This window comes from Ralstonia flatus (assembly GCF_958439105.1).
GTDB lineage: Bacteria > Pseudomonadota > Gammaproteobacteria > Burkholderiales > Burkholderiaceae > Ralstonia > Ralstonia flatus.
Window position 1 is genome coordinate 448,194 of sequence record NZ_CAUDLI010000002.1, and the last position, 14,881, is coordinate 463,074.

A 14,881-nucleotide genomic window follows, 5' to 3' on the forward strand; every position below is an offset into this window, starting at 1 on the left:
CCGAACAGACAACAAGGACGCGACATGTTCAACCGCAAAGCCGTCTCCATCGCAGTGCTGGCACTCGGCATGGCCGTCAGTGCGCCCCTGTTGGCCGCCACGGCAGCCGACGCCGATCAACCTTCCGTCGTGATCGTGCACGGCGCCTTTGCCGATGGGTCCGACTGGGCCAGGGTGATCCCGCTGCTGCAGGCCAAGGGCGTGAAGGTGCAGGCAGTGCAGAACGGACTGAACTCGCTGGCCGACGACGTGGCCGCCACGCGCCGCGCCATCGGCAACCAGCCGGGCAAGGTCGTGCTGGTGGGGCACTCCTGGGGTGGCACGGTCATCACCGAAGCCGGCGCTGACAGCAAGGTTGCCGGCCTCGTGTATGTGGCGGCGTTTGCGCCGGACGCCGGCCAGTCGACGGAAGAGGTGGGCAAGGACTATGCGCCCGCGCCGGGCATCGGCAAGCTCGTCGCGGACGCCAACGGCTATCTGTCACTGCCCGCTGCGGCGCTGGCGAGCGACTTTGCGCAGGATGTGCCCCCCGCGCAGGCACGCGTGATGGCCGCGACGCAAGGTCCCATCAAGGCCACGGCATTTGGCGAGCGCACTACGGTGGCGGCATGGCAAAGCAAGCCGTCGTGGTTCATCGTCAGCGCGCACGACCGCATGATCCAGCCGGATCTGGAACGCGCCATGGCCAGGAAGATTGGCGCCAAGGTGACGACACTGCCGACGAGCCACGTGCCGCAGCAGTCGCGGCCGCAGGATGTGGCAAAGGTGATTCTCGATGCGGTCCACGCGGTCGAAGCGCGCAACTGAGGCCGCGCGTGTTGCCCGCGCGTCAGTTCGGGCGTTGGCCCATGGCGCGCAGGAAGGTCTGCTGCGCGGTCAGCAACTCGCGGTAGGTGAGCGCGCGGTAGTCAAGTCCATGGGCGCGCGCCACCTCCGCCACGCGTGCAGCCAGCGCCGGATAGTGCCGGTGGCTATACGTCGGGAAGAGGTGATGCGTGAGGTGCCAGTTCAGGCCCCCGAGCCAGTAGCCGATCCACGCAGGTTGCGGTCGCCAGTCGCACGCGGTGTGGAACGCATGCTCGTGCCATGTGTGGGGCAGCTGGCCCGATTCGGGCGGCAGATAGAACGTCACGTCTGCCCAGTGCGTGCCCAAGATCAACGCGACCAGCACACATGACGCCAGCATCTGCCCCGCGAAGTAGCCGAACGCCACCCAGCCCCAGCCGAGGCCGAGCCGATGTGCCACCCAGGCCGGCACCACCACCGCAATGAGCAAGTGCAACGCCTTCGCAGACAGGAACGTCACCCAGCCACGCGGGCCGGGCAACACGCGATCCGCTGCCAGCGGCGTGAGGCCAAGGCGATCCGACCAGTCGTAGATCCAGTTGATGTACGGCAGCGAGAGGGCGGCAATCGGCGGCCAGTAGCGATGCTGATAGCGAAACTGCGGATACCACGGCTGAAAGGGCGTTTGCCGCAGGAAGCGGTTTGCTGCGGTGTCGAGGTCGTAGTGCTCCACGTTTGCATGCGCGTGGTGATAGTGCACGTGGCGCACCGTCCAGTAGGCCGGTTCGATGCCGAGCGGGATGGCGGTCACACGCGTCATGAGGCGGTCCAGCCATGCCCAGGGGGAGAGCGCCCGATGCGCGCCGTCGTGCAGCACGTTCATGGCCAGCAGCATCACGATGAACGGAAAGGCCATGTAGGCGAGCACGAAAGCCGTCGCATGCGTGGCCGTGACCATGGCGCCATACAGGAGCGCGGATACCACAACGAGGAAGGCGCCCTTGGCAATGAACTGCGCGTCGGCAAAACGATGGTCGTTGCATGCCTGCAGATGGTCGTGCGCGGCACGGCGCAAATCTTCGGCCAGCGACGAGGCGCGCGGTGAAGCGTAGCGGAGCTTAGCGAGATTCGGCATGCGGCGAAGAAGAGAGCGGCGATTCGGTCCGTAGCGCGTGCCACAGTCCGCAAGCAAGACCATGCAATCCGAGCGCAGCGGCCAACGTGTCGGACAATGCATCGCCCGCGCCGCATATGCCGATCATCAGCACGGGCAGCGCAAGCGCCAGCAGCGGCCAAAGCCAGCGTCCCCAGCCGCGTCCATCCGACAAACCGCCCAGCGCCAGCGTGAGCAGCAGGATGAGCGCGAACCAGACCGCTTGCCAGTGCCCGGGCCACAGGCCGTCGGTGCGCACATAGTCGATCACCACGCCAAACAGCAGCACACCGCCGGTGGCGATCCAGCCGGCGGGCGTGGTGCGCGTATCGCGTTGCAAATGCGGTGTACGCAGCCCCAGCCATTGCAATGCCGGCACCACGTTGGCCCAGAACGGGTTGTCGCTGTGGGTGGGCTTGTGCACGCCATAGCGGATCGGCACGTCGGCCAGCGCGCGCTGATAGGTGCCGAACAGCTTGTCCCACAGCAGCAGCGTGCCGCCGAAATTGCGATCGATGTATTCCGGGTTGCAGCCGTGATGCACGCGGTGGTTGGCGGGCGTGACCATGAAGCGGTCCAACACGCCCGAGCGGCCGACCAGTCCGCAGTGGTTGTAGAACTGCACCGAGTAATGCAGGCCCGACACCGCCACGAACATTTCCGGCGTGACGCCGATCAGCGCCAGCGGCACGAAGAACGGCAGCGATGTCAGCGACGACAGCCACGCGTTGCGCACGCCCAGCGAGAGGTTGAAATGCTCGCCCTCGTGATGCACGGCATGGATGGCCCACAGAAAGCCGAGCTTGTGGTGCATGCGGTGCAGCCAGTAGAAGCCGAGATCCCACGCGACAAACGCGAAGGCCCAGCCCGCAACCGGGTGCCAGCCATCCACCCAATGCAGGCTGGCATGGGCATATAGCCACGTGAAGCCCGCCACTTCCACGCCGCGGCACAGCCACATCAGCACGTGGCCGGAGTTCAGGTTGAGGATGACGTCGCGCCACGGCAGCGGCTGGCCGCGCCACCACTTGAGCGCAGCCAGTTCCAGCAGCACGCAGCCGAGCATCAATGCAAGCGGCACGGCAAAAGCATTCATGGGGACACCGGTTCGATGGAGAGCGTTGACGCGCGCCGCGCCAACCATAGACGGACAGCCGCGCCGCACAGCACGCCCACGGCCACGCCTGCCGACAGGTCAAGTGCGACGTGCCGGCGCGTCTGGATCGTGGCGTACAGGATGCCGAGCCCCCAGGCTGCGGCGAGCGCCGTGCGCATCGGCCTGCGCGAATCTGCCAGCGCCCATACCGAGAGCAGCGTCAGCGCCCCATGCAGAGAGGGCAGGCAGTTCTGGCTCGAATCCATGGCGATCAGCATGCGTTGCACGCTGCCGGGCAACGATGCATCCGCCAGCGGCGGGTAGTGCAGCGTGGTCGGCCACAGCATGAACACCGCACCGCTCACGAGCGCGCTCATCTGCATGGCGCGTTCCAGCCAGGGCAGCCGCGACATGTCGGCCTGCAAGTACGCCAGCGGAATCAGCACGAAGAACGACACGTACAGCCAGATGCCCGATGTGCTGAACGGAATGGCGCGGTCCAGTGCAGTCTCGGGCACGATCGTGCCAACGCCTTGCAGCGCTCCGCAGAGGCCATAGACGAGGCCCACCGAACACCAGCCCAAGGCCATATGACGCAGGCGCGTGGAAAGCGGGTTCATCGTGCCGCTCCCGGCGCCGCGAGCCGGACGATGCGGCGGCGCTTGGTGGTGAAATCGGTGGCGATTCGCTCGGGTGTGGCATGCCACGTCACGCGCGATGCATCGACGCCCTGGCAGGCGAAGACATCGGCCAGGTGCGCCCGGCATGCGCGTGCAATGTCGGCGTCGGCTGGTTGAATGGACAACGCGAGCGTGTTCGCATCGGTCTGCACCAGGCGGTAATCCGCGTGCAGCGGCAGCGCCTGTGCCAGCGCCCGCGAACACACGTCGGCAAACAGCGTGACGGTGCCGCCGCCCAGCGCGGGCAGGACCAGCGTATCGTCGCAACGGCCTTCGATACGCTCGATGGCCATCGCCGGATTGCCGCAGGGGCAGGCGCCCAGCGCCGGGTCGCGGCGGATGAGGATGTCATCGAGCCGGTAGCGCACGATGGGCTGCGTGCGGCGTGTGAAATCGGTAATGACGGGGACGAAGCGGCGCGCGTCCAGCCACTGCGGCTCGATGTGCACGTGCGCTTCGTTCAGGTGCAGCGTGCCGTGCGGGCAGGTTGCGCCCAGAAAGCCTTCGGTGGCCTGGTAGACCTCGCCGACGTTGCCAAAGGCCTGCGCAAGCAGTGCGCGGTCCATCGGCTCCAGCACTTCGGCGCCGGACAGCACCTGCACGGGCGCGATGTCGAGCCGGCCGGCCAACTTCTCCATCGCGAGGGCACGCAGCACCTGCGCCGGCCCCACGATGATGGTCGGCTGCAATGCTTCCAGCGGCGCGCGGTGCGATTCGAACGGCGCAAACAGATCAAAGAACGAGAACGTCAGCCACGGGTTGCGCACGGCCGTGTACAGATTGCTGTTGGCGCGCAGGAACAGCGCGACGCGCTCGCCATGCAATAGCCCACGCGGCAGCAGCTTGGCGAGCAGGATGCCGGCCCACTGCGCACGCTCGGTCGGGCTGACAACGAATACGCCGCGTCCGCCGGAGGTGCCTGACGACAGCCCCACCGAATACGCACCGACCGTCGGCCGGAAATCGCGTGACTGCTCGGCCTGTTGCGCGCAGGCCAGCACGTCGTTCAGGCGCAGGCCGGCGGTGTTCATGTCGTCGAAATTGGCCATCATCGTGGCCTTGTCCATCAACGGCCATTCGTGCATCGGCTTCGATGCGAACGGGCGGAAATACGGGCTGCGAGTCAGCACGCGTTGCGTGAAGCGCGAGATCTGCCGCTGCTGGTGCGCTTCCAGCGCGGCGCGATCAGGCAGCCGTAGCCGGCGCGTTTGCCAGTACGACCACAGCAGGCGGTGCAACGCCGTCACAACGCCCCCTCGTGTGTGAGCAGGATGCGCACGTGACCGCCCGCGTCGAGCGCGTGCAGCTTGCGCAGCGTGTCGAAGTAGGCATGGCGGTCTTCCATGATCGAATACGCCAGTACCGATGGCCCGCGCAGCTCCCGATAGCTTAGCGGCGACCAGGCGGCGTCGGCGGCCAGCAGCACCCAGCCTTCCTGCGTGCGCACGAACGCGCCAAGGTGCCCGGCGGCGTGGCCGGGCAGCGGCACGAGCAGCACGTCGCCGTTGCTGTCGGGCAAGGCCCAGGCGGACGTGAATGGCGCCAGCTCCGGCGGCAGCGCCACTTGCTCGAACTGTTCGACAAAGCGCGTGCGCGTTTCAAAATCTTCGGGAATCAGCCCGGGCACGAAAGCGCGCCGCAACGCGGAAACACCGCGCAGCGCGCGCAGGTGCATCCATCCTTCGCCTGAGCAGATGACCGGCACGCCCGGAAAGTCGCGCAGGCCGGCAACGTGGTCGCCGTGGAAATGCGAGACGATCAATCCATCGAGGTCAGCGGGACGCACGCCCTGTTGCGCAAGCTGCGCCGCCATGGATTCCGACGTGTCGAAATACACAGGCGTGACCTTGCGATAGATCGCCAACAGGCCGCTGCGCGTGTGGTCATGAAAATGCGAGGCGTAGCCCGTGTCCCACAGCCAGCGCCGCCCGGCGGCTTCGATCAGCCAGGCGCGTGCGGGAAACGCGCAGGTGCGCAGGCCCGCGCCGCGCAGCGCCACACACGCGGTATGCGTGCAGTACCCGGCTTCAAAAACGGACAACGTTGCCATGTTCACGTAACCAGTGAGCCGTGCGGCGGATGCCTTCGGCCATGTCGATGGGCGGCACGTAGCCGAGTTCGATGCGCGCGCGGTCGTTGGCGAGCGTCATGTCGTAGTGCAGGGCCGCGGCGCTGTAGCGCGTGAGCAGCGGCTCGCGACGCGTGACGGCGCTGGCACCTTCCATGGCACGCGCCGCCAGCGCCATCGCCGGATACGGCACTGCGCGGATGCGATAACGCAGCCCGAGCTGCTGCCCCAGCAGTTGATCGAGCAGATCGCGTAGCGTGGCAGGCGCATGGTTGGTGATGTTGTAGGCGGCGCCGGAAGGCACGCTCGCCGTGGTGGCGCACTGCATGGCTTGCACCACGTTTTCCAGATAGGTCAGGTCCATGCGCGCCGCGCCGCCACGGGGCAGGGGCAGCACGCCGCCGCGCAGCTCCAGCAAGTGCAGGATGCGCGGCAGGACCACGCGATCGTGCGGGCCGAACAGCCCGCGCGGCCGCAGGATGACGAAGTGCGTGCGGTGCTGCGTGGCGACCTGCTGCTGGATGGCCACCTCTGCCAGCATCTTCGTCGCCGCGTAATGATTGGCAAAGCGCGCAGGGCGATAGCTCTCGGGCAGATCGGCGTGATGCTGGTAGTCGAAATAGATCGACGGTGTGGAGATATGCACGAAGCGGCGGACGCCACGCTTGACGGCACCTTCGGCGAGCGCCGCCGTGGCGCGCACATTGGCCGCGTAGAAGTCTGCATACGCACCCCAGGGCGATGACAGCGCCGCGCAATGCCAGACCGTGTCGACACCGTCGAGCAGCGCATCCAGCGTGGTGGGTGTCAGCTGTGCCAGATCGGCCGGCACATAGTCTGCGCCACGGGCGGCAAAGGCGTCGCGTTGCGTGGCATCGCGCCCCGTCGCGCGCACGCGGGCGCCTTGCGCGAGCAGCGCGTCGACCGCGTTGCGGCCGAGCCCACCGGTGGCGCCTGTCACCAGCGTCGTCATAGCGTCAGCACCATGCCGCCGAGCGTCAGGCCGGCCGCCGTGCCGACCAGCAGCACCGGTTTGCCGGGCGCGATGCGCTGGGTCGTCACCGCTTCATGCAGCGCGGTGGGAATCGACGCGGCCACCTGGTTGCCGTGCTGCGCGTAGATATCGACCACGCTGGCTTCCGGCACGCCCAGCCGCTTGCGCAGATGCTGCATCCCCAGGTGGCTTGCCTGATGCGGCACGACGACATGCATGTCGCGCAGCGTGTATTGGCTGCCGGCGAACAGCCGATCGAGGAAACCGTCCATCAGTTGCGAGGCGAGCTTGAATACGCGCTTGCCATCCATGTGGAACAGGTAATCGGTCGGTTGCGCACCGGTGCGCGGGTTGCGGCGCGTGCCGCCCGCGCGGATTTCGCAGTAGGTTTTGCCGGCGGGGTAGGTCTCCATGCGGTAGGCGTGGATGCCCGCGCCGGATATCGACGGTGCCGCTTCAACGATGACCGCCGCTGCGCCGTCGCCGAAGATCAATGCGGTCTCGGCGTCGTCCCAGTCGATGCCGCGCGAGGCGAGGTCGGACGCCACCACGGCAATGCGCTTGTACGCGCCCGTCGCGAGGAGGCTGCCCGCCACATGCAGCGCCGTCACGAAGCTCAGACAACTCGCATTGACGTCAAACGCGGGCGTGCCAGCCGGCAGCCCGGCGGGCTCGAGGATGTGCGCGGCCGTGTTGGGCAGCGCCTGTTCTTGCACGCCCGAGGCGGAGATCAGCAGGTCGATGGACGCAGCCGGAACATCGGCGCGGCGCAGTGCATCGCGCACGGCAGCGCCGGCGAGTTCCGACTGGCGCACGGCCAGCGTGGCATGGTGGCGAACGTCGATGCCGGACTTCTCGCGCACGTACCCCGCCCGATGCCCGAGGCGGGCATCCAGTTCAGCGGACGTGACTTGTTGCTCCGGCAGCGCCTTGCCGGTGGAAAGCAGATGAATCGGCAGCATAGATGCGGGCACGCACGGGGTGCGCGGCCCTGTTCCCTCTTCCGGCTGCGGGCTGTGCGGGGCGCATGCCGCAGCGTAATGATCTTGTCTTGTTGTGCCGCGATTCTAGCGGGTGCGACCCGCTCTGCCGGATGAAGATTCGTTAATAAAGGTGGCGTCTTCAGGCGCCGTAGCTACGCAGCCGATCGAGGTCGACGACCGTCACGCCGCCGTACTCCAGCCGCACCACGCCGTCCTTCTCCAGGGCCTTGAGCGACTGGTTGGCCACCTGCCGCGTCATGCCGGAAAGCAGGCCGAGTTCTTCCTGCGTGATCTCCAGGTGGTCGCCCGCGCCGGGGTAGAGCACCGGGTTGAACAGCGACGCAATGCAACGCGCCAGGCGCGGCGTGACATCGAGCAGCCGGTCGTATTCCAGCAGCGCCATGAAGTGCCCAAGCCGCTCGTTGAGCTGCTTCACCAGGAAGCGGTTGAACGCGACGCTGTTTTCCACCAGCCACATGAACGTGGCGCGGTCCATGAAAGCCATGCGCGTGTCGCGCAGCGCAACGATGTCGTACGGCGCGGCTCGTTCTTGAGCACCGTACCTTCGCCAAACCAGCCGCCGGCCGGCACGCCCGTAAACGTGACGCTGCGCCCTTCGGGCGATACCGTGCCGATTTTGATGAGGCCCGTCACCACGCCCGTCCAGCTCTCCAGCAACGTGTTTTTCGGGCAGATGCAGGCGCCGCGCGCGTAGGTTTTCTCAACGATGCCGGCACAGGCGCGGTCGGCTTCTTCCGCGGGCAGATCGATGGACCACGCCGCGATATGCGCCAGCCGTGCGCGGCTGATGCCGGGGCGCGAGTTGGTGTCGTGCTCAGCCACGTTGAATGCCCACCGGCAGCGTGCTCACGCGCTGCGCCTCGGGCGTGGAGAGCCAGCCAGCGCGCAGGCTCTGCAGGAACATGTCGGTCGCGTCTTCACCCCAGAACAGCTCGCCGTCGTGCACCAGCGTCGGCACCCCGAACACGCCGAGCGCGATGGCCGCATCGGTATGCGCACGCAGCGCGTCTTTCACGGCCGGTTGTTCGACAGCGGTTGCGCCTTCTGCAAAGCCGACCGCCTCGCACAGCGCGGCAAAGCCCTCGGGCGACGCCACATCGTTGCCGTCGCGCCAGATATGCCGGAACACCGCCCGCACGGCGTCGAGCGAGCCGCCCATCGCAATCGTCAGCCGCAATGCCTTGATCGGGTTGAACGGGTGCGCGGGCGGCATGCGAAACGGAATGCCGAGCTGCTGCGCGCGAAACAGCGCATGCCGATACGTGAACACGCGTTTGGCTCCGATCTCCGCCGGGCCTTTTTGCCCCCAGTGATGCAGGAGCGCACCCAGCACCAGCGGGCGCGGGCGGATGACGATGTCGTTCGCCGCCTGCAGCGCATCGAACTGTTCGAGCTGCAGATAGGCAAACGGCGAGATGACATCGAAGAACCAGTCGACGGTGGTGGGCATGCAGTCTCCTCAGGCGGCGCGCATCTGCAGCAGCGGCGCCAGCGTGAAAGGCGCTGCCGTCATGGCGCGAATGTCGTCGAGTGTCGCATGCGAGAGGATTTCACGCAGCACCAGCCCCGCGTCGGTCACGTCGAACACGGCGTGCTCGGTGACGATGACCTTCACGCAGCGCCGGCCCGTGAGCGGCAGCGTGCAGCGCGGCAGGATCTTGGAGTTGCCGTGTTTGTCGGTATGCGCCAGCGCGGCAATCACCTTGCGCGTGCCGTAGCAGAGGTCCATTGCCCCGCCAATGCCGGGCCACCATTTGCCGTTGCGATCGCACGCCCAGTTGGCGAGGTTGCCCAGCGCGTCCACTTGCAACGCGCCCAGGATCGTCACGTCGATGTAGCCGTTGCGCATTGCACCGAGCGAGGTGGCGAGGTCCATGAGCGCCGCGCCCGGCATCAGCGTGATGGGTTCGCAACCGGCGTTGGTGAAGTCGCTGTCGATGGCGTCCAGCGGCGGCCGTCCGCCAAAGCCGAAGGCGCCGTTTTCGGTATGGAAGATGACGCCGGCATTGGCGTCCAGGTAGTTGGCCGTGAGCGTGGGGATTCCCAGGCCCAGGTTGACGACTTCGCCGGCGCGCAGTTCCAGCGCGCAGCGGGCGGCAATGCGTTGCTTGGGCGTTTCGGGCAGGGCTTGCATGGCGGTCTCCTTGTTGTGGGTCTGACGATCACGTTTCGGCAGCGGGCAGGCGGCCGAGCTTCGTCCAGTGGTGCCTGTACAGCGCGTGCTGGTCGTCCAGCGACAGCCCCTGCACCACCGCATTGACGAACACGCCCGGGCAGCCGACGCGCTCGGGCGGAATCGTGCCCACGTCGACGATCTCGTTCACCTCGACGATGGTGTAGTCGCCGGCCATGGCGATGTCGCGCTGGTTCTGCAGTGCCGTGCCGCGAAACTCCACGTTGCCGAAGGTATCGGCGCGCCAGCCCTTGATGATCGACACGTCGGCCCGCAGGGGCGGCTCCACGAAGCACGTTGTGCCATCCACGGTGAGCGTCTGCTTGGGGGCGCCGCGCTTGGGAAACATCCCGGGCTGGTCGAGGATGCCCACGCCCACCGGCACGAGGGCGCCGCCCAGGCCCAGCGCGCCGGCGCGCACTTTTTCCGCCCAGGTGCCCATCGGAAAGAACTCGGCCACGCGCACGGAGTCGGCCAGGTAAGCCTGCGTCGATTCGTCGGTCGTGCCGACGTGCGTGCCGATGAACTCGGCCAGTTGGCCCGAGCTGAACAGCCGGGCTTTGAGAAAGCCGCCGCGCAGCCCCGGCGTGTTGGTGATCAGCGTGAGCTGGCCGATGCCGCTGGCGAGCAGCGCCTCGATGCAGCAGGCCGGCTCGCCGGCGCCCACGAATTCGCCCAGCATCAGGCGGCTGCCGCTGCGGACGTGGGCGATGGCCTCGTCCACGGGAAGGACTTTGTTGGCGTAGCGCATGTGGTGTCTCCTAGGGGTCGCCCTGGCCGCGCTGGCCGAGCGGGTCTGCGGCGCAGTGTAGGAGCGCGGTTTCTGCCGCGATGTCTTCTGCATGACATTTGCTTCGTAAGGTTTCGCAAAGGCCAATCCTTATAGTTGTGACGCAATGTGAACAAATCCGCTCCCAACTTGTCGCACAAGGGCCGCCAGGCCCTTTCCAATTTCCCAGCGTTTCCGCTCCGCCCGTCTTTGAACCCGCCCCATTCCCATTTCAGGACCGCATGCACGTAGACACCCCGCTCATCTCGACCATCATCGGTGGCATCGTGCTGGCCTTCATCTTCGGCACCATCGCGCAGCGCCTGCGTCTGCCGCCGCTGGTCGGCTATCTCATGGCGGGCGTGGTGGCCGGGCCGTTCACGCCCGGTTTCGTAGCCGATCAAAGCCTTGCGCCGCAACTTGCCGAGCTGGGCGTGATCCTCCTGATGTTCGGCGTGGGGCTGCACTTCTCGATGAAGGAGCTGCTGGCGGTGAAGGCCATCGCCATTCCGGGCGCCATCGGCCAGATTGCGCTCGCCACGCTCATGGGCATGGGGCTGGCGTGGCTGCTCGGGTGGGATTGGGGGCCGGGGCTGGTATTCGGCCTGGCGCTCTCGGTGGCGAGCACGGTGGTGCTGCTCAAGGCGCTGGAAGATCGCGGTATCGACAACTCGCACGAAGGCCACATCGCCGTCGGCTGGTTGATCGTGGAAGACCTCGTGATGGTGGTGACGCTCGTGCTGCTGCCGGCCTTGGCGGGCGCGCTGGGCGGCGCCGGCAGCACGGCGGTCAGCACGTGGGACATCGTCAAGGTGCTGGCCGTCACGCTCTCGAAGGTGGTGGCCTTTGCCGCACTGATGCTGGTGGTGGGCCGCCGCGTGATCCCGTGGATGCTGGAGCGCATTGTCATGACCGGCAGCCGGGAGCTGTTCCGGCTCGGCGTGCTCGCCACGGCGCTGGGCGTCGCTTATGGGGCGACGGTGCTGTTTGGCGTGTCGTTCGCGCTCGGCGCGTTCTTTGCGGGGATGGTGCTGGCCGAGTCCGAATTCAGCCAGCGCGCGGCGGAAGAATCGCTGCCGCTGCGCGATGCATTTGCGGTGCTGTTCTTCGTGTCGGTGGGCATGTTGTTCGACCCGCGGGTGCTGATCGAAGACCCCTGGGCTGTGCTGGGCACGGTGCTGATCGTGGTGGTGGGCAAGTCGCTGGCGGCGTTTGCGGTGGTGCGCGCGTTTGGCCACGGTAACCGCACGGCGCTCACGATTTCCGCCAGCCTCGCGCAGATCGGCGAGTTTTCGTTCATCCTGATTGGGCTGGGGATCAGCTTGGAAATCCTGCCCGACCGCGCGCGGGGGCTGTTGTTGTCGGCGGCGATCCTGTCGATTCTGCTGAACCCGCTGATGTTCGCCCTGATCAACCGTCTCAAGCGCGAGGTGGCCCCGGAGCCGGCGACGGCGGATTGAGCGTCAGCGCCATCCCGAACTGTTTTGCACGCAAGGAGTGTTCATGAGCAATCTGACTATCGGAGTGATCGTCGGCAGCCTGCGCAAGGCGTCGTTCAACCGCCAGCTCGCGCAGGCGCTGGCGGGCTTGCTGCCATCGGGCGCGACGGCGCAGTTCATCGAAATTGGCGAGCTGCCGCTTTACAACCAGGATCTGGACGCGAGCCTGCCCGAGCCGGTACAGCGCTTCAAGGCGGCGGTGGCGGGCGTCGATGCCCTGTTATTCGTCACGCCGGAATACAACCGCGGCATCCCGGGCGTGTTGAAGAATGCGATTGACTGGGGTTCTCGGCCGTACGGCCAGAGCGTGTGGGGCGGTAAACCGGCCGGCATTGCGGGGGCTTCGCCGGGCGCGATCGGCACGGCGCTCTCGCAGGCGCAATTGCGTAATGTGCTCGCGGCCGTCGGCGTGAAGGTCTTGCCGTTGCCGGAGGTGTTCTTCCACTTTGCGGGGGAGCCCTTTGATGCCCAGGGCGGCGTGACGGATGCGCGGACGCGCCAGTTCTTGCAGGGGTTTGTCGACCGATTCGTCGAGTGGGCGGGTCAGAAGCCAGCCTGACGAATCGATCAACCTGGGTGTTCAGGGCCGGGCGGGGAAGGGGTTCCCGCGCGGCCGTTTTGCCTTATGCCTTGGGGCAGGGAATTAAGCCAGGAAAGCGGCGGCGCTGATGAGCCAGCCGGCTGCCACGCAGCTCGCAATCCAGGCGGCCATGACGGCGCCAATATCCAACCATTTCATCATTGTTCTCCTTACAACACTTGCATTGCTTGTTCAGGCAATCGATGTCTGAACAACTGTCACGAAGTGTAGGTGTTGCAATGCGGAAGAACAATACGGCGTGGGGTGAACAGACTGTTCCAAGAGTAACAACAGATTTCAGCCCTTGCGTGGACGCCTCTGCGCTTGCAAGACGCCCGCGCCACGTGCCAGATCTGTTGCTGCGTCGCAACAACGGGCGTCGGGCGCCCCGCTATTTCGTCCGGAAGGTCGCGGCCACCAGATCGGCAAAACGGGCCTCTTCGGCAAACTCAGTGGGGTTGTCCTGCCCCGCGGTGCCGAATACGCGCAGCAGATAAACCGCCCCGTTGCCGAAAAACGCATACCCCCGAACGACCACAGTCTGCGCCGCGGAGGTGTTCCATTCGCCTTCCCAGTAGAGCACGCGGCGGCCGGCAAGAATCTGCTGGGTAGGAGCCTTGCCGCGCACGAGGCGGGCAGCCCAGGCCGGGCGATCGCCATGCACGCGCGATTCCATGTGGTTGAGCAGGATGGCCAGATCGCGCGGGCGCACGGTTTCCAGATAATCCGGCGTGCCTTTGTCGAAATCGGACTTGCGTACCGTCACCAGGGCGAAGCTATCCGGCGCGACGGTCTGCTGTGCAAACACCAGCCGCGACGGGCCAAAGGGCGAGTTGATGGTGGCCGCAACAGATGGAATGGGCGTTTCGCTGGTCAGCCGCAATGGGCCCCATGTGCGTGGCAGGGCGATGCTGGCGCTGGCGTCAATGCGCTGCGTGACGGGGTAGACGAACCTGGGCGCCGCGCGGGCCGATGTCCAGGGCACCATGCCGAGCGCGGCGATCCATGCGGCTGCGCAGGCGTATCCGACACAACCGCCCCAGCGGCGATACCACGTTGCGATGTACGGCGCCACTCGCGGGCTCCTGGCAGAAAAGATGGCGAACGATTCCGTGGGCGTGTGCATACCTACGCACAGCAATGCGTATGCCCGCGCCGATTCGTGGCGCCGTCTTCCCCCGCCCCGAACATATCGATTGGCATGCAGCTGCGCCACCGGCGTTTGGCGGGGCATCGAACGGATTAATCCGGGCGTGGGGGGCGATGTGGCTCTATCAGGATGGGCATCCATGGCTCTTCTCATGGAGCCAGGATGTTCGGTAGGGTGAAGGTGCTTCGTTCTTCGATGTTCTCGATCCAGGTTTTGCGCATGACCACGCTCAACGCATATCAGCAACCCATTGGCCCGCCGCTGCCTGGCTGGACGCCCCGACCGCTGCCGCCGCACACGCCGCTCGCCGGCCGCTATTGCCGACTGGAACCGCTTGATGCTGCCCGGCACGCCGACGCGCTGTTCGATGCGTTCAGCCAGGCGCAGGACGATCGGGTCTGGACCTACATGGTGGAAGGCCCGTTTGCCGATATCGCCGCACACCGTGCCTATATCGAGCGCATTGCGGCGAAGCGCGATCCGCTGCAGTACGCCGTGATCGACGCGCGTACCGATCGGCCGGTCGGCACGCTGGCGCTGATGCGCATCACGCCTGACCACGGCGTGATCGAAGTGGGAGCCGTGACCTTCTCGCCGCTGCTGCAACGGACGCCCGCATCGACGGAGGCGCAGTTCCTGCTGATGAAGCACGTCTTTGAAGATCTCGGCTATCGGCGCTACGAGTGGAAATGCGACAGCCTGAATGCGCCGTCGCGGCAGACCGCGCAGCGGCTGGGTTTCCAGTTCGAGGGCATTTTCCGGCAGGCGGTGGTCTACAAGGGCCGCAGCCGCGATACCGCCTGGTTCTCCATCATCGACGCCGATTGGCCGCAGCTGCGGGCCGCATTCGAGCAATGGCTGTCGCCGGAGAACTTCGATGAAGACGGGCGCCAGCGTGCATCGCTGGCTGCGTTGCGTTCGGCCTGAAG

15 protein-coding genes and 1 pseudogene are annotated in these 14,881 nt (G+C 66.5%); 4 read left to right on the forward strand and 12 right to left on the reverse strand.

The features are described from left to right. The first annotated feature begins 24 nt into the window (after positions 1-24). Positions 25-807 carry an alpha/beta fold hydrolase gene (locus tag R2676_RS05705; protein ID WP_206273131.1) on the forward strand — a complete coding sequence of 261 codons (783 nt, stop codon included), beginning with the start codon at positions 25-27 and terminating at the stop codon, positions 805-807. Between the two features lie 22 nt (positions 808-829). Here the strand turns inward: R2676_RS05705 and R2676_RS05710 are convergent, their stop codons facing one another. The 11 genes and pseudogenes from R2676_RS05710 to R2676_RS05765 form a co-directional block, all read right to left on the reverse strand. Next, a complete protein-coding gene (locus tag R2676_RS05710) occupies positions 830-1,921 on the reverse strand; it encodes an acyl-CoA desaturase (protein ID WP_206273132.1) in 1,092 nt (363 codons plus the stop codon). After that, the gene (locus tag R2676_RS05715; protein WP_206273133.1) at positions 1,905-3,035 is read right to left on the reverse strand and encodes a sterol desaturase family protein; all 1,131 of its coding nucleotides are present in this window, start codon (positions 3,033-3,035) and stop codon (positions 1,905-1,907) included. The genes R2676_RS05710 and R2676_RS05715 overlap by 17 nt, the downstream gene beginning before the upstream one ends. Continuing rightward, the gene (locus R2676_RS05720; protein WP_316856825.1) at positions 3,032-3,655 is read right to left on the reverse strand and encodes a phosphatase PAP2 family protein; all 624 of its coding nucleotides are present in this window, start codon (positions 3,653-3,655) and stop codon (positions 3,032-3,034) included. Before R2676_RS05720 ends, R2676_RS05715 begins: the two co-directional genes overlap by 4 nt. Beyond that, positions 3,652-4,962 (reverse strand): F390 synthetase-related protein, encoded by a 1,311-nt coding sequence (locus R2676_RS05725; protein WP_206273134.1) that lies wholly within the window; start codon positions 4,960-4,962, stop codon positions 3,652-3,654. Before R2676_RS05725 ends, R2676_RS05720 begins: the two co-directional genes overlap by 4 nt. Then, positions 4,959-5,765: an MBL fold metallo-hydrolase gene (locus tag R2676_RS05730; RefSeq protein ID WP_206273135.1), complete on the reverse strand. Its 807-nt coding sequence runs from the start codon at positions 5,763-5,765 to the stop codon at positions 4,959-4,961. Before R2676_RS05730 ends, R2676_RS05725 begins: the two co-directional genes overlap by 4 nt. Further along, complete coding sequence (locus tag R2676_RS05735; RefSeq protein ID WP_206273136.1) at positions 5,743-6,756, reverse strand: NAD-dependent epimerase/dehydratase family protein; 1,014 nt, start codon at positions 6,754-6,756, stop codon at positions 5,743-5,745. Before R2676_RS05735 ends, R2676_RS05730 begins: the two co-directional genes overlap by 23 nt. Further along, the gene (locus R2676_RS05740; protein ID WP_316856824.1) at positions 6,753-7,751 is read right to left on the reverse strand and encodes a 3-oxoacyl-[acyl-carrier-protein] synthase III C-terminal domain-containing protein; all 999 of its coding nucleotides are present in this window, start codon (positions 7,749-7,751) and stop codon (positions 6,753-6,755) included. The genes R2676_RS05735 and R2676_RS05740 overlap by 4 nt, the downstream gene beginning before the upstream one ends. A gap of 148 nt (positions 7,752-7,899) precedes the next feature. Continuing rightward, positions 7,900-8,603, reverse strand: a pseudogene (locus tag R2676_RS26155) (Crp/Fnr family transcriptional regulator). Then, complete coding sequence (locus R2676_RS05755) at positions 8,596-9,231, reverse strand: 2-hydroxychromene-2-carboxylate isomerase (protein WP_316856821.1); 636 nt, start codon at positions 9,229-9,231, stop codon at positions 8,596-8,598. The pseudogene R2676_RS26155 and the gene R2676_RS05755 overlap by 8 nt, the downstream one beginning before the upstream one ends. Before the next feature lie 9 nt (positions 9,232-9,240). Further along, positions 9,241-9,915 carry a 3-oxoacid CoA-transferase subunit B gene (locus R2676_RS05760; protein ID WP_316856820.1) on the reverse strand — a complete coding sequence of 225 codons (675 nt, stop codon included), beginning with the start codon at positions 9,913-9,915 and terminating at the stop codon, positions 9,241-9,243. Positions 9,916-9,943: 28 nt separating this feature from the next. Further along, positions 9,944-10,705 (reverse strand): CoA transferase subunit A, encoded by a 762-nt coding sequence (locus R2676_RS05765; protein ID WP_206273137.1) that lies wholly within the window; start codon positions 10,703-10,705, stop codon positions 9,944-9,946. A 260-nt stretch (positions 10,706-10,965) separates the two neighbouring features. On the opposite strand from R2676_RS05765, the gene R2676_RS05770 reads away from it, so the two are divergent. Both R2676_RS05770 and R2676_RS05775 read left to right on the forward strand, forming a co-directional pair. Then, on the forward strand, positions 10,966-12,183 hold the full coding sequence (locus R2676_RS05770) for a cation:proton antiporter domain-containing protein (protein WP_081785357.1): 1,218 nt from the start codon (positions 10,966-10,968) through the stop codon (positions 12,181-12,183). Between the two features lie 43 nt (positions 12,184-12,226). Then, positions 12,227-12,781 carry an NADPH-dependent FMN reductase gene (locus R2676_RS05775; protein WP_027679330.1) on the forward strand — a complete coding sequence of 185 codons (555 nt, stop codon included), beginning with the start codon at positions 12,227-12,229 and terminating at the stop codon, positions 12,779-12,781. 412 nt (positions 12,782-13,193) lie between these two features. Here the strand turns inward: R2676_RS05775 and R2676_RS05780 are convergent, their stop codons facing one another. Further along, on the reverse strand, positions 13,194-13,877 hold the full coding sequence (locus R2676_RS05780) for a hypothetical protein (RefSeq protein WP_206273138.1): 684 nt from the start codon (positions 13,875-13,877) through the stop codon (positions 13,194-13,196). A 294-nt stretch (positions 13,878-14,171) separates the two neighbouring features. Between R2676_RS05780 and R2676_RS05785 the strand changes: the two genes are divergently transcribed. Next, positions 14,172-14,879, forward strand: a complete 708-nt coding sequence (locus R2676_RS05785; RefSeq protein ID WP_206273162.1) for a GNAT family N-acetyltransferase — start codon at positions 14,172-14,174, stop codon at positions 14,877-14,879. Positions 14,880-14,881: the final 2 nt, after the last annotated feature.